The organism is Stenotrophomonas sp. STEN063 (genome assembly GCF_056854515.1).
In genome coordinates, this window is the sequence record NZ_JBXFWF010000036.1 from 22316 (window position 1) to 44686 (window position 22371).

The following is a 22371-nucleotide window of genomic DNA, read 5'->3' on the forward strand; positions in this document are numbered from 1 at the left end:
GTCAATGACGGAACTTCCGATTGAATTGATCTCCGCTGCGGACCCGGTACAGGTGACGTGACGGGTCATCGTGTTGATTATCGCGATGGGAACCTGCACCGACATGAAGGTAGCCGCAGTGAATCAAGCCAAAACCTCCCTGGCGCTCCCGTTCCCAGTGACGCCATCCGTTGTCGCTGTGATAGGGGTGCTTGTCTATGTTGCCACGGCGATGGTGTCGCCACTGAATGGCGAAGATTTTGCATTGACCCGTGATATGACGGGTATTGCGCCAGCTGAGCGTTTCGCGTGGATGTTTGCTCATTCACTCAACCAGATATCCCAGTGGAACGCCCGGTTGGGTGAGCAGCTTGCGATCTTCTGGCTAGGGGTTCCTAGAATCTATTTTGTCCTTGCGTCGACCTTGGCGCTGCTGTGTTATGTGGTGCTTGTCGCTATTTGGGCGCGCAAACAAGGTGATCGTAGTTCTTTTATAGGGGTCGTCAGCTATTCGTTGGCTTTCATCTGGCTGTTCTGGCCGAGCTATGAGGTTTTTTTCTGGACAACAGCACACGCTGCATACTTCCAACCGATGCTGCTCGTACTGCTGCTGCTCTCGTTCTATCGGACGCCGGAAGCGCAAAAACGTCTAAATGAATCGAACGTACATTGCCTCACCGCAATTGCGCTTGCCGCACTGGTGGGGGTGTCATTTGAGAATGTACCTCCTGCGGTGTTGGCATCAGTCGGCTTGGTGCTGCTGATCAATGGTCGAAGCAGCTGGCGTTTGCGTGCACTGATTCCGATGCTGGTGTTGTTGATCGCGTGGGTTGTCCTAATGCTCGCTCCGTCCACAGGAATTCGTCGGGCGGCATACGCGCAGATGTATCCGGTGGTGGCGGATTTGGATCACTACGTTTCGCGCGCCCAGAGTGTCGTGACAGCGCTGCTGCGTACCAGCGGTCTGCTTCTATCGGCAGCGGCGGTGGCGAGTGTGTATTTGTGGAGACTGCATGGTTGGAAGCAGCAGGTAGTGCTCGCTTGGTCCGTTTCGATACTGACGGTCGGCACAGTGGTGGCGGCACCTTACACGGAACCGCGTGCGTTCATCGTTCCTTGGGCACTCTGGTTTCTGTTGATTATGGCGGCGGTGGTTCGGCTCGCTCCGAGGCCGCAGGTGAGGTATGCCTTGGCAGCGCTCGCAGTGGCGAGCCTGTGGTTCCCATTCCAAGCGAACTTTGCATACGTCGAATTTGCACGCAGTCTTCAAGAACGTGATTCGTACATTCGGGTAATCGGGCGCACAGAGCGTTGCGCGAGCGGTATCAACGTTGGCCACAATCCCAAGACATATCCCTACAAATACCTGAACAGTCGTGAGCAGTGGTATGTGGCCAACCCGGGTTTTGTCAGTAGCTACTACCGATGCACTGTGCGAATACAATGAAGACGGGATGGCTGCAGCCCATATTGCGCTATGCCGTGACGGGCGGACTGAATACTGCTGTGCACTGGTGTGTGTTTGCGGCACTGGTCTGGGCTGGTAGTCCTCAGTCTTTCGCAAATCTCTCTGGCTTTGTGGTTGCGGTTACCGTTTCTTTCTTCATTAATGCGCGCTGGACGTTCAACGCTCGGCCAAGCTTGAAACGCTATACGGCAATGGTGCTGACCATGGGGCTGCTCAGTTTTGTGGTGGGAAGTGCTGCGGATCGCCTTTCCTTGCACCCCCTTGTCACATTGGTCGGTTTCTCATTGATCAGCTTGGTCATCGGTTTCCTGATCGCCAAGTTTATCGTTTTTCGGGAGGTCACTTGAAAATCAGTCTCGTAGTTCCAGTTTTCAACGAGGAGGAGGCCGCGCCCATCTTCCATCAGGCGGTTCAGGCGTTGCCTGGTCTTGATGGTCATGAGCTTGAGCTTATTTTCGTGAACGACGGCAGTTCTGATGGAACCGAAGCGATCATCGGTGAGCTGGCTGAGCGCGATTCACGGGTCATTTTGATTAACTTCTCACGCAATTTTGGTAAAGAGCCTGCGCTGCTGGCAGGCATTCATGCGGCGACCGGTGAGGTGGTCATCCCTATGGATGTCGATCTGCAGGATCCGCTCGAGCTTCTTCCTGCCATGGTGCAGAAATACCAGGGTGGCGCGCAGGTTGTACTAGCTCGGCGTGTGGACCGTGGAAACGACGGACTCCTCAAGCGCACGAGCGCGAATTACTTTTACAGGATCATCAACGCAATTTCCGATAGTCCAGTTGAGGCCAATGTTGGCGATTTTCGGCTGATGTCCCGGCCAGTTGTAGAAGCAATCAAACAACTGCCTGAGAACAGGCTTTTCATGAAGGGGTTGCTGAGTTGGGTTGGGTTTTCGACCGATATCGTTGATTATTCTCGCCCCAAGCGATCGGCAGGGGTTTCGAAGTTCAATGGATGGAAGCTTTGGAACTTCGCCCTGGAGGGGATCACATCATTCAGTACTGCGCCATTGCGCGTCTGGACCTATATTGGTAGCACCATCGGGTTGTTCTGCATCGTCTATGCAGTGTGGATTGTTGTCGTTAAATTGGTGAATGGAAACCCGGTGCCGGGCTACTCGTCGTTGATTGCCGCGATCTTGTTCCTCGGTGCGGTGCAATTGATTGGAATTGGTGTTCTTGGCGAATATGTGGGTCGAATTTATTCCGAGGTCAAGCGGCGCCCTCGCTACGTTGTGCGTAGCCAAGTGCAAGGAAACAAAGAAGAGGGCGAGCATGCGAATTGAGCATCGCCGTGCCGGAAGGGGGAGGCTGTTGGCCCTGTTGGCCTTGGTTGGATGCACTGAGCAAGTGCCGGAGCCAACAGTGCCGGCTGCGCTGGCCGCAGGTCCAGCTACATCTGCGGGAGTGGCGCGACAAGTGCAGGGCTGTAATCTGGAAATGGCGGCGGGGGCAAAGGTCGAGGGAGCCATTCCGGCAAAAGGTCAGCCAATTCCGCTAAGCGGCTGGATCGCCGGGGAGCTGGATGCCCAAGGGGTGCTGACGGGGTTCGTTACAGTTCAAGTGGCACGGAGTCAGCCCGGCGCTCCTGTAATGGAACTCAACTTGCCTGCAGCAAAAGTTGGGCATCGGGAAGATGTGGCTCGTGCGCTGGGCGAGGCTGGTTTGGCTGACGCGGGTTTTGAGGCCCGCCTTGATGTCGCCGGTCTGGTGGCAGGAGCGCACGTGATTACGCTCAAGCGTGGCGAGTACACATGCGGGCAGTCCTTCGCTTTGCAGAAAGGCTGACTGCGGCAGCCCTTCGAGCACAGGCATTAAGTTACGGGCTGTGCAACTGCACGGCCCGGACGGAAGCGATCGTATAGCCGTTGGCCTGGGACTTCCACGAACCGGTAGGTGACCGCGGCAGTCAAGACCACGCACGCCAGAGTCAAGGCAGTGGCGGCGATGAATGCCAAGTCATTGCGGCCAGCCCATGCGTAAAGCTTGGCGTAAACGCCATGCATATGCAGCAGTTGGATCAAGGGAAACTGCACTAGATACGTGCTGTAGCTGATAAGGCCAAGCCAGCGCGTGGCTCGGTTATCCAGCCATGCTGGAAAGCCGGCAATTGACAATGCGACCATCAATGGCGCTGCAATCGAAAGAATAACTTCTTCTGGTAGGCTCGAGGGATGGCGCAGCGCATACAGTGTGGCGGCCAATACAATGAGAAAGCCAATGCCATAGGCATTTCGTTGCACTTCGCTGCTCGGTGAAGGCCACTGCTTCCTGGTCAGTTGCAGTATCAGTAGGCCAAGCACGAAGTACTGGCCGTGTGCCAGTAAGTTGAGCGCACCGAACTCGTTCAGCTGACCGCCGAAACTCTGTTGCAGGTACTCCTTGCTTAGCACCGCGACGGTGCATAGCAATAGCCAAACCAAAGCTGCACTGCGGACGCTGCGAATCAAGGCCAACATCATCGGGAACAGGAAGTAGAAGAGCCATTCGATTCCTATCGACCACCCGCCGCCGACCAAGCCGCCCTGTTTTCCGGGGATAAGCGTGAAAAGGAAGCTTCCGGACAATAGAAAGTCGAGTGCCCCCGGCATCGGCTGTTGCATTGCCAAACGGAATATGACGCCCACCAGGATCATGAAGTAGAACAGGGGGGCGATACGGAAGAACCGCTTGAGATAAAACTGGCGCACCGATTGCGCATTGTCCATGCGGTCGTAATAGGCATGGCCAATCGCGAACGCGCTGAGCACGAAGAAAACCCGCACGAAAAAGTCCATACGTCCCGCTATTGCTGCAGCGGTGTCATGGATGGGGATGCCTGATAGATACAGGACGTGAAAAACAATGACTCCCAAGGCTGCGAGTCCACGCAAAACGTCGGGTCCATGGATTCGACCCTGTATCTGATTGTTCATGGGAATTTTGTAGTTCTAATGTGAGATGGGCCGACCATCTGCTCGGCCCATCAAGCGCAGGATCATCCCTTTGTTAGAGGGCTTTTTCCAGCTCGGGCAGCAGCGTGAACAAGTCACCCACCAGGCCGATATCCGCAATCTCAAAGATCGGCGCATCGCCGTCCTTGTTGATGGCGACAATCGTGCCGGCATCCTTGATACCTGTCAGGTGCTGGATGGCGCCTGAGATGCCCACGGCGATATACAGCTCAGGGGCGATGATCTTGCCGGTCTGGCCGACCTGCATGTCGCTGGGCACATAGCCTGCGTCCACCGCGGCGCGCGAGGCGCCGACGCCGGCACCGAGCTTGTCGGCCAGCGCGTAGATCACCTTGAAGTTCTCTTCCGAACCGACGCCACGGCCACCGGAGACCACGCGCTTGGCGCTCTGCAGGTCCGGACGGTCGCTCTTGCCGGCCGCCAGGCCGATGAAGCGGGTGTGGCCCGGCAGGGCAGCATCGACACTGATCGCTTCGATCGGCGCGCTGTTGCCCTTGGCTGCTTCCTGCCAGGAGGCGGCGCGCACGGTGGCGACGACGACCTGGTCGGCGGGTACCTCGACGGTGATGATGGCGTTGCCTGCGTAGATCGGGCGCTTGAAGGTATGGGCGCCTTCGATCGACATCAGGTCCGAGACCTGATTGACGCCGAGCAGGGCGGCCACGGCCGGCATCACATCCTTGCCGGTGGTGGTCGAGGGACCGAATACATGGCTGTAGCCGGCAGCGGCCTTGGCGATCTGCGGCGCCTGCACCTGTGCCAGCGCATGTTCATTGGCCGGGTTGGCGATGGTCAGCACCTTGCTGACACCGGCGATCTGCGCGGCTTCGGCAGCGATGGCGGCCGGGTCGGCGGCCAACACCAGCACGTGGATGTCGCCGCCCACTGCGGTTGCTGCCGATACGGTCTTGGCCACGGCGCTGTTGAGCTTGCCGTCCAGGTGTTCGGCGATGACGAGAATCTTGGCCATTACAGCAACCCCTTCTGCTTGAGTGCGGCTACCAGTTCGGCAGCGTCCTTCACCATCACGCCCTTGCTGCGCTTGGACGGCGCGGCGTACTGGGTGGTCTTGAACGTGTCAGCGGCTTCAACGCCGAGATCGGCCAGCTGCAGGGTCTCCAGCGGCTTGGCCTTGGCCTTCATGATGTCCGGCAACTTGATGAAGCGAGGCTCGTTCAGGCGCAGGTCGGTGGTGATCACGGCCGGCAGATCGACTTCCAGCGTTTCCAGGCCGGCGTCGACTTCACGGGTGACCGTGGCCTTGCCATCAGCGATCTCGACCTTGGAGGCGAAGGTGGCCTGCGGGCGCGCCCACAACGTGGCCAGCATCTGACCGGTCTGGTTGGCGTCGTCGTCGATCGCCTGCTTGCCGAGGATGACCAGGTCCGGCTGCTCCTTCTCTACCAGCTTGAGCAGGGTGCGGGCAGCCGTCAGCGGCTGTATGGCCTGGTCGGTGACCACGTGGATGGCGCGGTTGGCGCCCATCGCCAGGCCGTTGCGCAGGTGTGCCTGGGCATCGGCCGGGGCGATGGTGGCCACGACCACTTCCGTGGCGATGCCCTTGTCGCGCAGGCGCAGGGCTTCTTCCAGGGCGATTTCATCGAACGGGTTGGGCGACAGCTTGACGCCATCGGTGACCACGCCGGAACCATCGGGCTTGACTTGAATGCGGACGTTGTAGTCCACCACGCGCTTGTACGCGACGAGGATTTTCATGTGCTGCGGGGTCCTTCGGTTGCTGATGGGGGCCGACGCTGGCCGGGGGCAAATTTTCCCGATTCTAGCCGGGTTGGTAGGTCCGTGCGAACGCGTATGGTGACTGCAGCGCGCGTTATAATGTCCGGACAAATTTCGACGAACAGGATTTAGTTGTCAATGGTGCGGCTCAACAGGTGCTGCCGTTATATCCTTGTAGGAATTGTTCGCTGCTTTTGCAGCAGTAAATCAGGAGAAACAACGCGTGACCACATGGCTTGTGACCGGCGGTGCCGGCTTTATCGGCGGCAATTTTGTATTGGAAGCTGTTGCAAAGGGCATCCGCATCATCAATCTGGATGCGTTGACCTATGCAGGCAACCTGAAGACGCTGGGTAGCCTGCAGGGAGACGCCAACCATCTGTTCGTACACGGCGATATCGGCGATCGTGAGTTGGTTGCAGGCCTGCTGGCTGAGCACCGCCCTGATGCGGTTCTGAACTTTGCTGCCGAGAGCCATGTTGACCGTTCGATCGACGGCCCGGGTGCCTTCGTCCAGACCAACGTGGTAGGAACCCTCGGTCTGCTGGAAGCGGTGCGTGATTACTGGAAGGCGTTGCCGTCTGACAAGGCCGATGCGTTCCGCTTCCTGCATGTGTCCACCGACGAGGTCTACGGCACGCTCGGCGAGACAGGCAAGTTCACCGAGACCACGCCCTATGCCCCGAACTCACCGTACTCGGCTTCAAAGGCGGCCTCCGACCATCTGGTGCGCGCTTTCCATCACACTTATGGCCTGCCGGTACTGACCACCAATTGCTCGAACAACTACGGCCCGTACCACTTCCCGGAGAAGCTCATCCCGCTGGTGATCGCCAAGGCGTTGGCCGGTGAGGCGCTGCCTGTATATGGCGACGGCAAGCAGGTGCGCGATTGGCTGTTTGTCGCCGATCATTGCGAGGCAATCCGTACCGTGTTGGCCAAGGGCCGGGTAGGCGAAACCTATAACGTTGGCGGCAACTCCGAGAAGCAGAACATCCAGGTTGTGCAGGCGATCTGTGCGCTGCTGGACGCGCGCCGCCCGCGCGCGGATGGCAAGCCGCGCACCGAACAGATCACCTATGTTGCCGATCGCCCCGGCCATGACCGCCGTTATGCAATCGATGCGTCCAAGCTCAAGGACGAACTGGGCTGGGAGCCGAAGCACAGCTTCGAGCAGGGCATTGGTTTCACCGTGGACTGGTACTTGGATAACCAGCAATGGGTGAACGATGTGTTGGACGGTAGCTATCGCCTGCAGCGCATTGGCACGGACGCCTGATATCGATCATCCAGTGCCTGCGCGGATGTGCGGGCCAATAAGGAAGCAACTATGACGCAACGTAAAGGCATCATTCTGGCCGGTGGCTCTGGTACGCGCCTGTATCCGATTACCAAGGGCGTCAGCAAGCAATTGCTGCCGGTCTATGACAAGCCAATGATCTATTACCCGCTCAGCGTACTGATGCTGGCTGGCATCCGTGAAGTGCTGATCATCAATACGCCGCATGAACAAGCCTTGTTCCAGCAGCTGTTGGGCGACGGTTCGCAGTGGGGAATGGACATCCAGTACGCGGTACAGCCGAGCCCGGATGGCCTGGCGCAGGCGTATTTGATTGGCCGCGATTTCGTCGGGGGCAAGCCCAGTTGCCTGGTGTTGGGTGACAATATTTTCCATGGGCATGGTTTGCGCGATGTACTGAGTCGAGCCGACGCACGGACCAGCGGAGCTACAGTGTTTGGTTACTGGGTCAATGACCCTGAGCGCTATGGTGTCGCCGAGTTCGACGAAAGTGGCAGGGTTGTCGGTTTGGTCGAAAAGCCGCAGAACCCGCGCTCCAACTATGCAGTGACCGGCCTGTATTTCTATGATGGAAATGCCAGCGACTACGCTGCTGCACTTAAGCCGTCGCCGCGCGGCGAGTTGGAGATCACTGACCTGAATCAAGTGTACCTGGACGAAGGAAAGCTGCAGCTGGAGCCGCTTGGTCGAGGCTATGCATGGCTGGATACGGGTACGCACCAGTCGTTGCTGGAGGCCTCCAATTTCATCGAGACCATCCAGACGCGGCAGGGCTTGCAGGTCTGTTGTCCCGAGGAAATTGCCTATGGCCAAGGCTGGATTACGGCGGAGCAGCTTGAGGCATTGGCGGCGCCCTTGTCCAAGAATGGCTATGGCCAGTACCTGCAGAAACTGGTCCAGCGAGGAATTGTTCCGTGAAAGTAATCGAGACCGCCATGCCCGGCTGTGTCGTCATTGAGCCGGCGGTGTTTGGCGACGAACGCGGCTTTTTCTTCGAAACCTGGAATGCCGAGCGTTTCAAGGCGCTGGGTCTGCCCGACAAGTTCGTGCAGAGCAATGTGTCGGCTTCCGCCAAGGGCGTGCTGCGCGGGCTCCATTACCAGTGGCCGCGTCCGCAGGGCAAGCTGGTCAGCGTGTTGGAGGGCGAGGTGTATGACGTGGCGGTGGATATCCGTCGTGGTTCGCCGACCTTCGGCAAGTGGGAGGCGGTTGTTCTGAGTGCAGAAAACAAGCGCCAGTTCTGGATTCCAGAAGGCTTCGCGCATGGTTTTGCGGTGCTGTCCGAGCGCGCGGTGTTCAGCTATCTGTGTACTGAGGTGTATCTGAAGGAGGCGGACGCCGGTGTTCGTTGGAACGACGCCGCCATCGGTGTGGACTGGCCGATCAGCGGCCCGACCTTGTCCGCCAAGGATGAGAACGCGCCGTTCCTGAAAGATATCGCCGAAGACCGCCTGCCGGTTTACATTCCATGACCGTGCTGGTTTTTGGTGGTAATGGCCAGGTGGGACAGGAGCTGTTGCGTGCTCTGGCCTCGCTCGGTCCGATTGTAGCGACGACCCGCACCGGCCAACTGGCCGACGGTAGCGATTGCGAGATCGCCGATTTCAATGCGCCTGACAGTCTGCCCACGTTGTTGGATCGGCTGCAGCCATCGTTGGTGATCAATGCTGCTGCTTACACGGCGGTCGACAAAGCCGAACAGGAGCCGGAGGCTGCATTTCGGGCCAACGCGCAAGCGCCAGGGGTGATCGCCCAGTGGTGCGCGACGAATGACGTGCCGATGGTGCATTACTCCACCGACTACGTGTTCAATGGGCAGGGCGTGGCGCCTTATGCTGAAGACGAGGCGACAGAGCCGCTGGGTGTCTATGGCACCAGCAAGCGCGATGGCGAAGAGGCGGTGCGGGCAGCCGGCGGCCGTCATCTGATCTTTCGCACCGCGTGGGTCTATGCCTCGCACGGCGGCAACTTCCTGCGGACGATGCTGCGCGTAGGAGCCGAGCGCGATGAGTTGCGCGTAGTCGCCGATCAGGTCGGTACGCCGACACCTGCGGCCTTGATCGCAGATGTCACTGCGCAGGTACTACGGCATCCCGGGAAGCTGTCCGGGACCTGGCACCTGACGGCATCAGGGCAGACCAGCTGGCATGGTTTTGCCGAGGCAATTTTCGCCGAAGCAGTCGCGATGGGCGTGTTGGCCAAGGCGCCCACCGTACAGCCGATCTCCAGTTCGGAGTATCCAACACTGGCAAAGCGTCCTGCCTGGTCGGTACTGGACAACCGCAAGCTGCAGCATGACTTCGGAATCGAGCTACCGGCTTGGCAGACGGGTTTGTATCAGGTGATGAGCGAAATCGCGAACGGTTGATTTGAGCCTGCCATCCTGCGATAGCGTTGAACCAATGCAGCTGCAAACAAAACCCCGGGTTTCCCCGGGGTTTTGTTTGCAGCCCGTTGACGATCTCAAGCCCGCCCGTAGGTATCCTCGAAGCGCACGATATCGTCCTCGCCGAGATAGCTGCCTGACTGCACCTCGATCAACTCCAGCGGAAGCTTGCCTGGGTTGCGCAGACGATGGGTGACGCCCAGCGGGATATAGGTGCTCTGGTTTTCGGCCAGCAGCAGTACTTCATCGCCACGGGTGACTTCGGCCGTACCGCTGACCACGATCCAATGCTCGGCGCGGTGATGATGCATCTGCAGGCTCAAGGTGCCGCCTGGTTTGACGGTGATGCGCTTGACCTGGAAACGCTCGCCGTTGTCGATGGAGTCGTAGGCGCCCCACGGGCGATAGACCTTGCGATGCCAGGTCGCTTCACTGCGACCATCAGCCTTCAGACGTGCCACCACGTCCTTTACTTCCTGCATGCGGTCGGACTTGCCGACCAGTACCGCATCATCGGTCTCCACTACGATGACATCGTCCAGGCCGACCATCGCGATCAAACGCTCGCCGTAAGCGAAGGTGTCATGGCAGTCGATGGCAATCACGTCGCCGCGATGCGCGTTGCCGTTTGCGTCCTGCTCGGAGACATCGCGCAGCGCGGTCCACGAACCGACATCGCTCCAGCCGGCATCCAGCGGAACCACGGCAGCATCGACGGTCTTCTCCATCACTGCGTAATCGATGGAATCCGATGGGCTGGCCTTGAATGCATCAGCATCGAGACGGATGAAATCGCTCTCGCGCCGCGCTTTTTCCCAGGAGGCCCGGCAGGCAGCGAGAATCTGTGGCTGCAGGCGCTCGAGTTCCTGCAGATAGCGTGAGGCGCGGAACAGGAACATGCCGCTGTTCCAGTAGTACTCGCCGGAGGTGACATAGTCCTGTGCGGTTGCCAGGTCGGGCTTCTCGACGAAGCGCTCGATGGCGCGCGCGCCTTCACCGGCGACGGCCTTGATGTAGCCGTAGCCGGTTTCCGGTGCGGTTGGCTGGATGCCGAAGGTGACCAACTTGCCCTGCTCGGCGATGTCGGCGGCTTGCAGGATCGCGCGATGGAAATGCGCTACATCACGGATCAGGTGGTCCGAAGGCAATACCAGGAGCAGCGGATCAGCGCCATCGCGACATGCCTCCAAAGCGGCAGCAGCGATGGCTGGCGCGGTATTGCGGCCGATCGGCTCCAGCAGAATGGCCGATGGTGTGGTCCCTACCTGCTGCAGCTGCTCGGCGGCGACGAAACGATGCGCTTCGTTGGCCACGACGATTGGCGCCTGCGTGGCGACATCGGCCACCCGCAACCACGTGGACTGCAACATGCTGTGCTCGCCGGCGAGCTGCAGGAACTGCTTCGGATACGCTTCGCGCGACAGCGGCCAAAGGCGCGTGCCGGAACCACCGGAAAGGATGACAGGCAGGATCTGGCTCATGAAGGTTCTCAGGCGGTGATCAAAGAAGAGATTTCGGCGGTGCGCTCTGCAAGTAACGCGCCGTCGCCACGGGTTTCAACATTCAACCGCAGTAGCGGCTCGGTGTTCGAGCTGCGCAGATTGAAGCGCCAGCTGCCAAAGTCGGCGCTAAAACCGTCGGTATGATCCAGAGCTGGGGAAAGTGCTGCGAAGTGCGCCATTACCCGGGCGACGGCTGCCTTGGCATCGACAACCTTGAAGTTGATCTCGCCGCTGCAGGGAAAGCGCGTCATCCGGTCCTCGACCAGTTCGGCCAGCGACAAGCCGCTGCTGGAGACCTGCGCGGCAATCAACAGCCACGGGATCATTCCAGAATCGGCGTAGGCAAACTCACGGAAGTAGTGGTGTGCGCTCATCTCGCCGCCGTAAACGGCGTTCTCAGCGCGCATCTTTTCCTTGATGAAGGCGTGGCCACTCTTGCACAGCACGGGCACGCCACCAGCAGCTTCCACCATTTCGACCGTGTTCCAGGTCAGGCGTGGGTCGTGGATGATCTTGCCGCCGGGGTTGCGGGCAAGGATGGCCTGGGCGAGCAATCCAACCAGGTAGTAGCCCTCGATGAAGCGGCCGTTGTGGTCGAAGAAGAAGCAGCGGTCGAAGTCGCCATCCCAGGCAATGCCGAAGTCGGCGCCATGCGCGCGGACGGCGTTGGCGGTGGCTTCGCGGTTCTCCGGCAACAGCGGATTGGGGATGCCGTTGGGGAAGCTGCCGTCGGGTTCGTGGCAGATACGCACGAACTCCAGCGGCAGATGCGGTGCCAGCAGGTCAACGATGGCACCGGCACCGCCATTACCGGCATTGACCACCAGCTTCAGGGGCTTGAGCTGGCTGGCATCGATATAGCTGAGCAAATGCTGGATGTAAGCCGTCTTGTCATGCTGGGCGTTCTGGCCGGCACGCGCAGGCTGCGGCTGTGAGTCGTCCGCGGCCACCGCGTCGGAGATGGCGAACAAACCGGTATCCGAGCTGATCGGACGTGCCTGTTCACGTACCAGCTTCATGCCGTTGTAGTCCATCGGATTGTGGCTGGCGGTGACCATGACCCCGCCGGCGGCCTGCAGGTGGCCGGTCTGGAAGTAGACCTCTTCGGTGCCGCACAGGCCGATGTCGATGACCTCGCGGCCTTCTCCGCGCAAGCCCGCGGCCAGCGCGTCCTGCAGCCCAGGACTGGTCAGGCGAACGTCATGGCCGAGCACCACCGGACCGGTACCGAGTTCGGCGGCCAAGGCCTTGCCAATCTTGCGGGCCATGTCTTCGTTGAGCTCTTCAGGCACGCGGCCGCGGATATCGTAGGCCTTGAACGCGGGGAGGGGCATGCATGCATCCTGCTAGGTGAAAGATTGCCTAGTTTAGTCGGGTAAGCGTTCGCTGGCTGTCTGCACGCTGGCTGGCCCTTCCCGGGCAAAGCGTGCTGGCCGAAGGTCCAAGGGGGTTGCCCCTGCGGTATGGCTAGAATATGGACATCTTCAGCACTGTGAGCGTGATGCGATGAGCGATCTCTCCCCGACCCGGCAGCGAGGCAAGGTTTTTGCCAGCGCCGCCGACGCCTTGGCCGGCATCGTGGCCGATGGGCAAACCCTTGCCGTAGGTGGTTTTGGCCTGTGCGGCATCCCCGAGGCACTGATTGCCGCACTGCGCGACAGCGGGGTCAAGGGCCTGACCGCGATCTCCAACAACGCCGGTGTCGATGGCTTCGGCCTGGGCCAGCTGCTGGAAACCCGTCAGATCAAGAAAATGATTTCCTCTTACGTCGGCGAGAACAAGGAATTCGAACGCCAGTACCTGGCCGGCGAACTGGAACTGGAGTTCAATCCGCAGGGCACCCTGGCCGAGCGCCTGCGTGCTGGCGGCGCTGGCATCCCGGCGTTCTTCACCGCTACCGGCTACGGGACCATCGTTGCCGAGGGCAAGGAGACCCGCGAGATCGACGGCAAGCACTACGTGCTGGAAACCGCGCTCAAGGCTGACGTCTCGCTGGTCAAGGCGTGGAAGGCCGATGAAGCCGGCAACCTGCTGTTCCGCAAGACCGCCCGCAACTTCAACCCGGCCTGCGCCATGGCCGGCAAGGTCTGCGTGGTCGAAGTGGAAGAGATCGTGGCGATGGGCGCCATCGACCCGGACCAGGTGCATCTGCCGGGCATCTACGTTGATCGCATCGTATTGAACGCAACGCCGGAGAAGCGCATTGAACAGCGCACCGTGCGTCAGGAGGGGAACTGAGATGGCCTGGACCCGTGACGAAATGGCACAGCGCGCCGCGCGCGAACTGACCGATGGTGCCTACGTGAACCTGGGTATCGGCCTGCCGACCCTGGTGGCGAACCACATCCCCGATGGCGTGGACGTGTGGCTGCAGTCCGAGAACGGCCTGCTTGGCATTGGCCCGTTCCCGACCGAGGCCGAAGTGGACGCCGACCTGATCAACGCCGGCAAGCAGACCGTCACCGCACGCGCGGGTGCCAGCTATTTCGGCAGCCACGACTCGTTCGCGATGATCCGCGGTGGCCACATCAACCTGGCCATTCTTGGCGCTATGCAGGTCACCGACAAGGGCGATCTGGCCAACTGGATGGTGCCGGGCAAGATGGTCAAGGGCATGGGCGGCGCGATGGATCTGGTCGCCGGCGTGCAGCGCGTGGTGGTGCTGATGGAGCACACCGCCAAGAACGGCGAGCACAAGATACTGCCGGACTGCACCTTGCCGCTGACCGGTGTTGCCGTGGTCGATCGCATCATCACCGACCTGGCAATCTTCGATGTGACCGCCGATGGTTTGGTATTGGTGGAAGCTGCGCCGGGTGTCAGTGATGACGAGCTGAAGGAAAAGACCGGCGTGCCGTTCCGGCGTGCCTGAGTGAAGGGCGGGGCGGTGTGATCGCCCCGCATCCTCATGATGTTGTTTCCCGACTCGTCGGTGCTGGCCGATATCCAGCACCTGTCGGCCTGGTTGCCATCGGCCCAGGCCGATGCATTGATGCATGCCTTGCTCACGCAGGTGCCCTGGGAAATCCACCGCATCCGCATGTTCGGACGTTGGGTTGATTCGCCGCGGCGGAGCTGCTGGATGGGCGATGCCGATGCGCACTATCGCTATTCGGGTGCGGATTTCCTTCCACATCCTTGGGCGCCGGCAGTGCTGGAGTTGCGCGAGCAAGTGCAGCAGGCCTGTGATGGTCGCTTCAACAGCGTGCTGCTCAACCGATACCGCGATGGCCGTGACAGCATGGGCTGGCACAGCGATGACGAGCCTGAACTGGGGCCGACGCCGTTGATCGCCTCGCTGAGCCTTGGGGCGCCACGGCGCTTTCTACTGCGGCGTCGCGATGATCCTGCGCAGAAGTTCGAGTGCCTGCTCGGCCACGGCGACCTGCTGCTGATGCGCGGGCAGTGCCAGCGCGACTACCAGCATGCGCTGCCCAAGACCGTGCGGGTGTTGGGCGAACGCATCAATCTCACTTTCCGCCAGATCGCAGCTGTGCCGCATCGCGCTGGCCGCTGAGCAGGGTCCAGCCGATCAGCTCGTTGCTGGTCTTGTTCAACGCGGTTTCGAAGGCGGCAGCCACGCTGCTGATCTCGGCGCTGGTAGCCGGTTCGGCAACGACGAAGGTGCGTGCAGCAACCACGCGCTGGTCCAGGCTGTGGATGAGCTTTGCGTTGAGTTCGATGGTGGCAGCCGGCACTTCGCCGCCACGGTAATCCGATTCGAAGCGGCGCAGGTCGGTGGTCAACTTGTAGTCGGAGCGGATGCCGGTGGCGATGCGTGCAACCGCATCGATCTTCCCCGAGTCCTCGAAGCCACGCAGCAAGGTGTCTTCCAGGATATCGGTGGCCGGCTGCGCCCAGGTCGCACCGCGGTAGACCTCCAGCTCACCCGGCGTTGGCCGCACGTTGATGCGCGGGCTGTCGATCAGGCGGGCGGCGCTGGGTTTGGCGATGGCCAGCTGCCAGCTGACCTGCGGCCAGCCGGGATCGGCCTGCACCCTGACTTGAGGCGCATAGATGGTGATGGACTGGCGGTCGCCGCCGGCCAATACGGAGCAGCCGGCCAAAGCCAGCAGGCAGGCCGGGGCGAGCAGCTTGATCAGGGAAATGCGCTTCATTTGGGTTCGAACTCCTTCGGGGCGTCGCGGCCGAGCAGGTAGCGCGCCGGGTTGTTCTCCAGCCGGTCACTGACCCGGCGCAGGTCGCGGATCAGGCCGCGCAGTTCGGTCAGGGTCGGGCCGAGCTGGGCCAGGCCGTCGTTGGCAAAGCTGTTGATGGCCGCGCGGTTCTCGCCAAGGATGGCATCGGCGTTGCCGGCGGCGGAGTCGAGCTTGGCCAGGCTGGTATCAAGCTTGTCCATCGTTGCAGGCAGTTCCCGCAGCACGTTCTCGTCCAGGTTCTTGATGGCACCGTTGGCCGAACCGAGGGTGACGTTGAGGTTGCGTGCCGCATCGCGTGCTTCCACCAGCAAGGCCTGGGTGCCTTCGTCGCGGTCGGCCAGGCCGCCGCTGATGGTTTCCAGGTGGGCCAGGGTGGTGGTGATCTTGCGGACGTTCTCATCGCTGAGCAGTTCGTCCATGCGCTCGACCACGCGGTTGGCGACGTCGGTGATGTTCTGCAGTGCCGACGGTGAGGTTGCGATGGTCGGCACCGGTTCCTTGCTGACCGCGGTCAGTGCGGCGGCCTGCGGTGTGCCGCCACTGAGCTGGATGATCGACGGTCCAGTCAGGCTGGTGATGGCCAGCTTGGCGCGGGTATCGGTCTTGACCGGGGTGGTGGAGTTGAGCCGCAGCTTGGCCACCACCTTGCGCGGATCATCGGGGGCCAGGGTCAACTCGGTGATCGAGCCGACCGCGATGCCGTTGTATTGCACGGGGCTGCCCACCGACAAACCGGTCACCGCCTCGGTGAACACCACCCGGTATTCCTGCCAGGTGCGGTCGGAGGAGTACTTGGCCGCCCATAGCCCGAAGGCGAGCAGGGCAACGCCGATGAGCAGGGTGAAGGCACCGATCAGGACGTAGTTGGCTTTGGTTTCCATATCAGGCGGGCTCGTGCTGAAGGCCGCGCGCGGCGCGGGCGCGGGGGCCGTGGAAGTATTCGCGTATCCACGGATGGTCGAGTTGTTCGATTTCAGGCAGCGGTGCGTTGGCGATGACCTTGTGGTCGGCCAGCACCGCGACGCGGTCACAGATGGCGTAAAGCGTGTCCAGGTCGTGGGTGATCAGGAACACGGTCAGGCCCAGGGCTTCCTGCAGGGTCTTGATCAGGTGATCGAAGGCTGCTGCGCCAATCGGGTCGAGGCCGGCGGTGGGTTCGTCCAGGAACAGCAGGGGCGGATCCAGCGCCAGCGCACGGGCCAGGCCGGCGCGCTTGCGCATGCCGCCGGAAAGCTGCGAAGGCAGCTTGTTGATGGCGTCGGCGGGCAGGCCGGCCAGCTTTACTTTCAACAAGGCCAATTCGTAGTGCCAGCGCTCGCTGAGTTCCGGGTGATGCTCCTTCAGCGGAACCTGCACGTTCTCGCCGACCGTCAGCGAGGAGAACAGGGCACCATCCTGGAACAGCACGCCGGTATTGCGCTCGATGCGCAGGCGGTCGGCCGGGTTGCTTGAGCGCGCATCCACGCCCAGCACTTCCATCTGTCCGGCATCGGGCGTGCGCAGGCCGAGGATGGAGCGCATCAATACCGATTTGCCGGTGCCCGAACCGCCGACCACGCCGAGAATCTCGCCACGGCGTACGTCCAGATCCAGCCCATCGTGCACGGTCTGGCTGCCAAAGCGATTGACCAGCCCGCGCACGCGGATGGCCAGGTCGCTGCCGTCGGTGTTGGCGTCTTCCATCGTGCTCATCCCATCACCAGCCCATGTGCATGAACCACAACGCGGCCAGCGCGTCGAGGATGATGACCAGCGAGATTGTCTGCACCACGCTGGAGGTGGTGCGCTCGCCCACCGACTGTGCCGTGCCTTCCACCTTCAGGCCTTCCAGGCAGCCGATCAGCGCGATGATCAGTGCGAACACCGGTGCCTTGGACAGGCCGACCAGCATGTGCCGCACCTCGATGGTGTCGTGCATGCGCGCCAGGTACATCTGCGGCGGGATATCCAGGTCGAAGGCGCCAACGGTGACGCCACCGGCGAGGCCGGCGATCATCGCCACGAAAGTCAGCAAGGGCAGCATGATCAGCAATGCGACCACGCGTGGCAGCACCAGCAGGTCGATCGGATCCAGCCCCAGGGTCTGGATGGCGTCGATTTCCTCGCGCGCCTTCATCGCGCCGATCTGCGCGGTAAAGGCGCTGGCGGTACGGCCAGCCAGCACAATGGCGGTGAGAAGCACCGCGAATTCGCGCAGGAAGGCGATCGAGACCAGCTCCACCACGTAAATCTCCGCGCCGAAGTCGCGCAGGATGGTGGAGCCGAGGAAGGCGATCACCGCGCCCACCAGGTACGACAGCAAAGCCACCAACGGCACCGCGTTCAGGCCAACCTCTTCCATCTGGTTGACCGCGGCGGTGAGCCGGAATCGGCGTGGCTGGCGGAACAGCCGCGCCAGCTTGGCCAGGTTCTCGCCGAGGAAGTTGACCAGCACCACGATGTTGCCGGCAATGGCATGCACCGAGCGGCCGAGGCGATCCAAGGCGGCGGCGACGCCGTAGTCGCGTTGCGGCTTGGGGCGTTCATCGGCGACTTCCTCGATGGTGCACACCAGCGCCTGATGGTCGCTGCGGAACTGCAGCGCGTCATCCTGCAGCCCAAGCTTGTGCGCATAGCGCAGCAACAGCAGTACACCGGCCGAATCCAGCCGGTCGATGGCGCGCGCATCGATGCCGGTTACGGTCCCGGTCTGGGCATGCAATACCTCGCTGGAGCGCAGTGCGGTCGCCAAGGTCCAATTGCCGGAAAGCCTGAGCAGGCCGTCCGCATCGGGGGGCAGAACGCAATCGGGCGGGGGAATGTCTTTCATGGTGACCATTGGTTACGGAGAATAACCTGTCCGCCCTTCAAGCCAGATGAGCATTTCATCCGCTTCAGGTGATACTAGCGGCCATGTCTGCCGAAACCCTTGCCGCTGCCCCGGCCACTGCTTCCAATCGCGCTACCTATGCGCAACGTGTGGCCTTCGTTTCGGAGATGGCTGGGCGTCTGCACAGTTATGGCACAACTGCCCAGCGCCTGGAGGCGGCAGTGGTCGCATTGGCGCAGCAGCTGGACCTGGATTGCGAGCCATGGTCAAACCCGACCGGCTTGATCCTGAGTTTCAGCGACCCGACCCGCGCCATCGGCTCCAGTGACATCACCCGCGTGATCCGGCTGGGGCCGGGCGATACCAATCTGCACAAGCTGGCCATGGCCGACCAGATCGCCGATGCGGTCTCCGCCGGGCAGATGTCGATCGCGCAGGGGCATACCGCGCTGCGCCAGCTCGACAAGGACGGTGGCCTGCGCAGCAAGATCCAGCTACTGGCCTCGTTCACCCTGGGCTCGGCTGGCGTGGCCGGCCTGTGGCGGCTGCCGTGGCTGGATATCGCCACCGCCGGCATCACCGGTCTGCTGATCGGCCTGATGCTGTTCTATACCGACCGCCGCGTTGCCACACGCGAGGCCGGCGAAGCCCTGGCGGCGTTGCTGGCGGGCTTTGTGGCAGTGTTGGTGGCCAGTTTCATCGGGCCGCTGAACATGAACTCCACCATCATCGCCTCGCTGGTGGTGCTGTTGCCCGGCATGGCGTTGACCAACTCGGTCAATGAACTGGCCAGCGGGCATTGGGTGTCCGGTACGGCGCGCTTCGCCGGCGCGCTGACCACCATCATGAAACTCACGGTGGGCGCGATGATCGCGGTGACCATCGCCAATTCCATCGGCCTGGAGCCGATCATCCGCGCCTCGCGGCCGCAATCCAACTGGGTGGAATGGGGCTCGGTGCTGGTCGCCTCATTCGCGTTCGCCATGCTGTTCCGCGCCAGCCGGCGCGATTACCTCTGGGTAATGGCCGCCTCGGTTGCTGGTTATGCGATTTCCCGCTACGGCGGACAGCAATGGGGCGCGCCGGCCGGCATCTTTCTGGCGGCGATGACGGTGACTGCCGCCGGCAATCTGTTTGGACGCATCGTCCAGCGCCCGGGGGCGATCATCCGTCTGCCCGGCATCATCATGCTGGTGCCCGGCAGTACCAGCCTGCGCGGGGTGTTGAGCCTGATCCAGCAGCAGAATGTGAGCGCCGGCGAATCGGCGCTGCTGACCGTGGTCAATGTGGTGATGGCGCTGGTGGCCGGCCTGCTGTTCGGTAACCTGCTGGTGCCGGCGCGCAAGAATCTGTAACTGGGGCGGTTGCTGCCAGGGGTAATCAGGCGGCGCTGCCAGCGCCGCGTTGCAGGATGCTGGTGATTGTGTAGCCCGGGTAAGCGCAGCGCACCCGGGGCTGTCCGCGGATTGTCTGCAGGATCACCGGAATCCAAAGCTCCCGGGTGCGCTGTGCTTACCCGGGCTACTTTGTCGTTCGTTTGGCCAGCGAGTACCTGCAATAAACAATTTGTGGCGACTGTGAATACAGAAATGCAATAAGAAAACGCCGGCAATCTGCCGGCGTTTTGTAATCCATATTCCAGAATAATTACTTCTGGATCAGGAAATCTTCAACCTTGCGGCCTGCCTTGGTGTATTCGGCCAGCCAGCGCGGCTGCTTGCCACGGCCGGTCCAGGTTTCAGCGGCATTGGCCGGGTTGCGGTACTTCGGCTCAACCTTGGGCAGCTTGCGGCCGGTCTTGGCAGCGCCCTTGCTGGCCTTGGCGCCACGCGGGGCCTTCACTGCAACGGCGGCGCCGGTGCCGAACAGCTCTTCGACGGTATAACCAGCCTTCTTTGCCGCAGCGGCAACCAGGGCGCGGGCCTTGGCAATCGGCTGGCGCTTGGCTACAACGGTTTTGCGCTTCTGTGCGTCACGGATAAGAACGGCCAGTTCTTTGGCCGACAGCTGGGACAGATCGATACTCATCGAATAACTACTCCGGATAATGGGTTGGGGGGTGTATGCCATTCCGTGGCAGCGCAACAAAGCATACCGGGCTGATCGCGGTAATGACAGATTAATAGCGTTTTCGATGTTATCCGGAAATGAAAACGCCGGGACAATGTCCCGGCGTTATAAGCGATCAACGTCAGCCGATGATCTTGCTGATCACCGTGGCCTGGTCCAGATTCTCTGCCTCGGCGGCGTTGCGTGCGCGGTATTCAACCGTACCAGCGGCAAGCCCGCGTTCCGACACCACGATGCGATGCGGAATTCCGATCAGTTCCATATCGGCAAACATCTGGCCCGGACGCAGGCCGCGGTCGTCCAGTGCGGCATCCACGCCAGCGGCCTGCAGTTCGGCGAGCAGCGCTTCGGCGGCGGCAGTTACCGTCGGGTCCTGTTTCGGGTTGATCATGCATACCACCGCCTGCCACGGCGCCATGCTGACCGGCCAGATAATGCCGGCGTCATCGTGGTTCTGTTCGATGGCGGCGGCGACGATGCGTGATACGCCAATGCCGTAGCACCCCATCGCCATCACCGCAGCCTTGCCGTTCTGGTCCAGCACGGTGGCCTTCAGTGCCTGCGCATACTGGCGGCCGAGCTGGAATACGTGGCCAACCTCGATGCCGCGGGTAATCTTCAGTTCGCCGCCGTCCTGGGCCCGGTCGCCGGCCACGACGTTGCGGATATCGGCCACTTCCGGCTCGGCCAGGTCGCGGCCCCAGTTGACGCCGGCAATATGCAGGCCTTTCTCATTGGCACCGACCACGAAATCGGCCATTGCCGCGACTTCGCGGTCAGCGACAACACGGATCGCCTTGCGCGGATTCAAGGGGCCGAGGAAACCCGGCTCGCTGCCCAGATAATCGGCAATCTCGGCCTCGCTGGCCATGCGGTAATCCGCCAGGCCAGCCACCTTGGCCAGTTTGATTTCGTTGACTTCGTGGTCGCCACGGACCAGGGCCAGCACGAATTCATTCTCAGTGGTCATTACCGCAATCGACTTCACCGTGCGCAACAGGGCGATGCCCATCAGCGCGGCGACTTCCTCGCAGGTCTTCTGGGTGGGGGTGTCAATCCTGCGCAGTTCTTCGCTGGCGGCGCCGCGCGCTGCCGGATCAGCGGCAATCGCGGCTTCCACATTGGCGGCGTAGTCCGAGCCGGTGGAGAACACCAGCGCGTCTTCACCGGAATCGGCAATCACGTGGAATTCCTGCGACGCATCACCGCCGATCGCGCCGGAATCGGCCTGCACCGCGCGGAACTCCAGGCCCAGACGGGTGAAGATGCGGGTGTAGGCCGCCTTCATGTTCTCGTATTCGGCGACCAGGCTGGCGTCGTCCAGATGGAAGGAGTAGGCATCCTTCATCAGAAACTCGCGCGAGCGCATGACACCGAAACGCGGACGGATTTCGTCGCGGAACTTGGTCTGCACCTGGTAGAAATTGACCGGCAGCTGCTTGTAACTGGACAGCTCCTGGCGCGCGAAGTCGGTAATGGCTTCCTCGGCGGTGGGGCTGTAGCAGTATTCCTGCTCCTTGCGGTCCTTGATCTTCAGCAGCTGGCCGCCGAACTTTTCCCAGCGACCGGTTTCTTCCCACAGTTCCTTGGGCTGGATGGTCGGCAGCTGCAGCTCCACTGCACCGGCGCGGTTCATTTCCTCGCGGACGATGGTTTCCACCTTGCGCAGCACCCGCAGGCCCAGCGGCGACCAGGTGTACAGGCCCGATGCCAGCTTGCGGATCATGCCCGCGCGCAGCATCAGCCGATGGCTGACCAGCTCGGCGTCGGCGGGAGTTTCCTTGGTGGTGTGCAGGTGGAAGCGGGAAAGACGCATGGCAGGGGGCTTCGCAAAACGGACGATCCCCTATTTTGCCAGCCTTGCAGGCCACTCGCACCGCCACCAATGGGGTAGGGCACAAAACCGGGGCAAAACCGGCAAAACCGGGGTGGGCCGGGGGGTGTTGCAACGGCAAACCCCCACGAGCCCCCGGGATGGACGGGGTTGCCCCCGGGTTA

At 61.5% G+C, this 22371-nt stretch carries 22 protein-coding genes and 1 pseudogene; 12 read left to right on the top strand and 11 right to left on the bottom strand.

The window, feature by feature from the left end; translation table 11 throughout:
• The first annotated feature begins 103 nt into the window (after positions 1 to 103).
• From AC1VWL_RS11235 to AC1VWL_RS11250, 4 genes are all read left to right on the top strand, one after another.
• A complete protein-coding gene (locus AC1VWL_RS11235) occupies positions 104 to 1426 on the top strand; it encodes a DUF6056 family protein (protein WP_482986736.1) in 1323 nt (440 codons plus the stop codon).
• The gene (locus AC1VWL_RS11240) at positions 1423 to 1794 is read left to right on the top strand and encodes a GtrA family protein (protein ID WP_482986737.1); all 372 of its coding nucleotides are present in this window, start codon (positions 1423 to 1425) and stop codon (positions 1792 to 1794) included. Before AC1VWL_RS11235 ends, AC1VWL_RS11240 begins: the two co-directional genes overlap by 4 nt.
• Positions 1791 to 2741: a glycosyltransferase family 2 protein gene (locus tag AC1VWL_RS11245; protein ID WP_482986738.1), complete on the top strand. Its 951-nt coding sequence runs from the start codon at positions 1791 to 1793 to the stop codon at positions 2739 to 2741. Before AC1VWL_RS11240 ends, AC1VWL_RS11245 begins: the two co-directional genes overlap by 4 nt.
• Positions 2742 to 2862: 121 nt before the next feature.
• The gene (locus AC1VWL_RS11250; RefSeq protein WP_482986739.1) at positions 2863 to 3243 is read left to right on the top strand and encodes a hypothetical protein; all 381 of its coding nucleotides are present in this window, start codon (positions 2863 to 2865) and stop codon (positions 3241 to 3243) included.
• 26 nt (positions 3244 to 3269) lie between these two features.
• Here AC1VWL_RS11250 and AC1VWL_RS11255 read toward each other — a convergent pair whose 3' ends face one another.
• The 3 genes from AC1VWL_RS11255 to AC1VWL_RS11265 form a co-directional block, all read right to left on the bottom strand.
• Positions 3270 to 4370 (bottom strand): acyltransferase family protein, encoded by a 1101-nt coding sequence (locus AC1VWL_RS11255; RefSeq protein WP_482986740.1) that lies wholly within the window; start codon positions 4368 to 4370, stop codon positions 3270 to 3272.
• 73 nt (positions 4371 to 4443) lie between these two features.
• The gene (locus AC1VWL_RS11260) at positions 4444 to 5379 is read right to left on the bottom strand and encodes an electron transfer flavoprotein subunit alpha/FixB family protein (protein WP_482986741.1); all 936 of its coding nucleotides are present in this window, start codon (positions 5377 to 5379) and stop codon (positions 4444 to 4446) included.
• Positions 5379 to 6125 (bottom strand): electron transfer flavoprotein subunit beta/FixA family protein, encoded by a 747-nt coding sequence (locus AC1VWL_RS11265; RefSeq protein ID WP_296250165.1) that lies wholly within the window; start codon positions 6123 to 6125, stop codon positions 5379 to 5381. The genes AC1VWL_RS11260 and AC1VWL_RS11265 overlap by 1 nt, the downstream gene beginning before the upstream one ends.
• Before the next feature lie 244 nt (positions 6126 to 6369).
• Here AC1VWL_RS11265 and rfbB point away from each other — a divergent pair, with 244 nt between their 5' ends.
• Genes rfbB through rfbD form a run of 4 tightly spaced genes read left to right on the top strand, consistent with a single transcriptional unit; the run spans position 6370 to position 9814 of the window.
• Entirely contained in the window at positions 6370 to 7425 is a 1056-nt protein-coding gene (gene rfbB / locus AC1VWL_RS11270) for a dTDP-glucose 4,6-dehydratase (protein ID WP_482986742.1), read from the top strand.
• Positions 7426 to 7476: 51 nt separating this feature from the next.
• The gene (gene rfbA, locus AC1VWL_RS11275; RefSeq protein WP_482986743.1) at positions 7477 to 8364 is read left to right on the top strand and encodes a glucose-1-phosphate thymidylyltransferase RfbA; all 888 of its coding nucleotides are present in this window, start codon (positions 7477 to 7479) and stop codon (positions 8362 to 8364) included.
• The gene (rfbC, locus tag AC1VWL_RS11280) at positions 8361 to 8918 is read left to right on the top strand and encodes a dTDP-4-dehydrorhamnose 3,5-epimerase (RefSeq protein ID WP_482986744.1); all 558 of its coding nucleotides are present in this window, start codon (positions 8361 to 8363) and stop codon (positions 8916 to 8918) included. The genes rfbA and rfbC overlap by 4 nt, the downstream gene beginning before the upstream one ends.
• Positions 8915 to 9814: a dTDP-4-dehydrorhamnose reductase gene (gene rfbD, locus AC1VWL_RS11285; protein ID WP_482986745.1), complete on the top strand. Its 900-nt coding sequence runs from the start codon at positions 8915 to 8917 to the stop codon at positions 9812 to 9814. Before rfbC ends, rfbD begins: the two co-directional genes overlap by 4 nt.
• 95 nt (positions 9815 to 9909) lie before the next feature.
• On the opposite strand, the gene AC1VWL_RS11290 is transcribed toward rfbD, so the two are convergent.
• A complete protein-coding gene (locus AC1VWL_RS11290; RefSeq protein WP_482986746.1) occupies positions 9910 to 11313 on the bottom strand; it encodes a mannose-1-phosphate guanylyltransferase/mannose-6-phosphate isomerase in 1404 nt (467 codons plus the stop codon).
• Between the two features lie 8 nt (positions 11314 to 11321).
• A complete protein-coding gene (locus tag AC1VWL_RS11295) occupies positions 11322 to 12668 on the bottom strand; it encodes a phosphohexomutase domain-containing protein (protein ID WP_482986747.1) in 1347 nt (448 codons plus the stop codon).
• 172 nt (positions 12669 to 12840) lie between these two features.
• Between AC1VWL_RS11295 and AC1VWL_RS11300 the strand changes: the two genes are divergently transcribed.
• The 3 genes from AC1VWL_RS11300 to AC1VWL_RS11310 are packed head-to-tail and all read left to right on the top strand — an operon-like array spanning position 12841 to position 14851.
• Entirely contained in the window at positions 12841 to 13572 is a 732-nt protein-coding gene (locus tag AC1VWL_RS11300) for a CoA transferase subunit A (RefSeq protein ID WP_482986748.1), read from the top strand.
• 1 nt (position 13573) lies between these two features.
• Positions 13574 to 14206 carry a CoA transferase subunit B gene (locus AC1VWL_RS11305; RefSeq protein WP_482986749.1) on the top strand — a complete coding sequence of 211 codons (633 nt, stop codon included), beginning with the start codon at positions 13574 to 13576 and terminating at the stop codon, positions 14204 to 14206.
• Between the two features lie 39 nt (positions 14207 to 14245).
• Complete coding sequence (locus tag AC1VWL_RS11310; protein ID WP_482986750.1) at positions 14246 to 14851, top strand: alpha-ketoglutarate-dependent dioxygenase AlkB family protein; 606 nt, start codon at positions 14246 to 14248, stop codon at positions 14849 to 14851.
• Here AC1VWL_RS11310 and AC1VWL_RS11315 read toward each other — a convergent pair.
• Genes AC1VWL_RS11315 through AC1VWL_RS11330 form a run of 4 tightly spaced genes read right to left on the bottom strand, consistent with a single transcriptional unit; the run spans position 14805 to position 18303 of the window.
• The gene (locus AC1VWL_RS11315; protein ID WP_482986751.1) at positions 14805 to 15452 is read right to left on the bottom strand and encodes an ABC-type transport auxiliary lipoprotein family protein; all 648 of its coding nucleotides are present in this window, start codon (positions 15450 to 15452) and stop codon (positions 14805 to 14807) included. The two genes, AC1VWL_RS11310 and AC1VWL_RS11315, sit on opposite strands and share 47 nt — an antisense overlap.
• The gene (locus AC1VWL_RS11320; RefSeq protein WP_481534592.1) at positions 15449 to 16375 is read right to left on the bottom strand and encodes an MlaD family protein; all 927 of its coding nucleotides are present in this window, start codon (positions 16373 to 16375) and stop codon (positions 15449 to 15451) included. Before AC1VWL_RS11320 ends, AC1VWL_RS11315 begins: the two co-directional genes overlap by 4 nt.
• Position 16376: 1 nt before the next feature.
• Positions 16377 to 17186 carry an ABC transporter ATP-binding protein gene (locus AC1VWL_RS11325; protein WP_481534591.1) on the bottom strand — a complete coding sequence of 270 codons (810 nt, stop codon included), beginning with the start codon at positions 17184 to 17186 and terminating at the stop codon, positions 16377 to 16379.
• A gap of 4 nt (positions 17187 to 17190) precedes the next feature.
• Entirely contained in the window at positions 17191 to 18303 is a 1113-nt protein-coding gene (locus AC1VWL_RS11330) for an ABC transporter permease (protein WP_282266881.1), read from the bottom strand.
• 83 nt (positions 18304 to 18386) lie between these two features.
• On the opposite strand from AC1VWL_RS11330, the gene AC1VWL_RS11335 reads away from it, so the two are divergent.
• Positions 18387 to 19658 (top strand): threonine/serine exporter family protein, encoded by a 1272-nt coding sequence (locus tag AC1VWL_RS11335; protein ID WP_282266883.1) that lies wholly within the window; start codon positions 18387 to 18389, stop codon positions 19656 to 19658.
• A 295-nt stretch (positions 19659 to 19953) separates the two neighbouring features.
• Here the strand turns inward: AC1VWL_RS11335 and AC1VWL_RS11340 are convergent.
• Positions 19954 to 20331, bottom strand: a pseudogene (locus tag AC1VWL_RS11340) (H-NS histone family protein); the annotation flags it as partial.
• A 163-nt stretch (positions 20332 to 20494) separates the two neighbouring features.
• Entirely contained in the window at positions 20495 to 22189 is a 1695-nt protein-coding gene (locus tag AC1VWL_RS11345) for a proline--tRNA ligase (protein ID WP_481534590.1), read from the bottom strand.
• Between the last annotated feature and the right edge of the window lie 182 nt (positions 22190 to 22371).

What these genes read in the sequence shown, in the direction of transcription:
- AC1VWL_RS11235 (WP_482986736.1), top strand. Translation starts at nt 104, where the DNA reads ATGAAGGTAGCCGCAGTGAATCAAGCCAAAACCTCCCTGGCGCTCCCG.
- AC1VWL_RS11240 (WP_482986737.1), top strand. Translation starts at nt 1,423, where the DNA reads ATGAAGACGGGATGGCTGCAGCCCATATTGCGCTATGCCGTGACGGGC.
- AC1VWL_RS11255 (WP_482986740.1), bottom strand. Translation starts at nt 4,370, where the DNA reads ATGAACAATCAGATACAGGGTCGAATCCATGGACCCGACGTTTTGCGT.
- AC1VWL_RS11260 (WP_482986741.1), bottom strand. Translation starts at nt 5,379, where the DNA reads ATGGCCAAGATTCTCGTCATCGCCGAACACCTGGACGGCAAGCTCAAC.
- AC1VWL_RS11265 (WP_296250165.1), bottom strand. Translation starts at nt 6,125, where the DNA reads ATGAAAATCCTCGTCGCGTACAAGCGCGTGGTGGACTACAACGTCCGC.
- rfbA (WP_482986743.1), top strand. Translation starts at nt 7,477, where the DNA reads ATGACGCAACGTAAAGGCATCATTCTGGCCGGTGGCTCTGGTACGCGC.
- rfbD (WP_482986745.1), top strand. Translation starts at nt 8,915, where the DNA reads ATGACCGTGCTGGTTTTTGGTGGTAATGGCCAGGTGGGACAGGAGCTG.
- AC1VWL_RS11290 (WP_482986746.1), bottom strand. Translation starts at nt 11,313, where the DNA reads ATGAGCCAGATCCTGCCTGTCATCCTTTCCGGTGGTTCCGGCACGCGC.
- AC1VWL_RS11295 (WP_482986747.1), bottom strand. Translation starts at nt 12,668, where the DNA reads ATGCCCCTCCCCGCGTTCAAGGCCTACGATATCCGCGGCCGCGTGCCT.
- AC1VWL_RS11300 (WP_482986748.1), top strand. Translation starts at nt 12,841, where the DNA reads ATGAGCGATCTCTCCCCGACCCGGCAGCGAGGCAAGGTTTTTGCCAGC.
- AC1VWL_RS11305 (WP_482986749.1), top strand. Translation starts at nt 13,574, where the DNA reads ATGGCCTGGACCCGTGACGAAATGGCACAGCGCGCCGCGCGCGAACTG.
- AC1VWL_RS11310 (WP_482986750.1), top strand. Translation starts at nt 14,246, where the DNA reads ATGTTGTTTCCCGACTCGTCGGTGCTGGCCGATATCCAGCACCTGTCG.
- AC1VWL_RS11315 (WP_482986751.1), bottom strand. Translation starts at nt 15,452, where the DNA reads ATGAAGCGCATTTCCCTGATCAAGCTGCTCGCCCCGGCCTGCCTGCTG.
- AC1VWL_RS11320 (WP_481534592.1), bottom strand. Translation starts at nt 16,375, where the DNA reads ATGGAAACCAAAGCCAACTACGTCCTGATCGGTGCCTTCACCCTGCTC.
- AC1VWL_RS11325 (WP_481534591.1), bottom strand. Translation starts at nt 17,186, where the DNA reads ATGAGCACGATGGAAGACGCCAACACCGACGGCAGCGACCTGGCCATC.
- AC1VWL_RS11330 (WP_282266881.1), bottom strand. Translation starts at nt 18,303, where the DNA reads ATGAAAGACATTCCCCCGCCCGATTGCGTTCTGCCCCCCGATGCGGAC.
- AC1VWL_RS11335 (WP_282266883.1), top strand. Translation starts at nt 18,387, where the DNA reads ATGTCTGCCGAAACCCTTGCCGCTGCCCCGGCCACTGCTTCCAATCGC.
- AC1VWL_RS11345 (WP_481534590.1), bottom strand. Translation starts at nt 22,189, where the DNA reads ATGCGTCTTTCCCGCTTCCACCTGCACACCACCAAGGAAACTCCCGCC.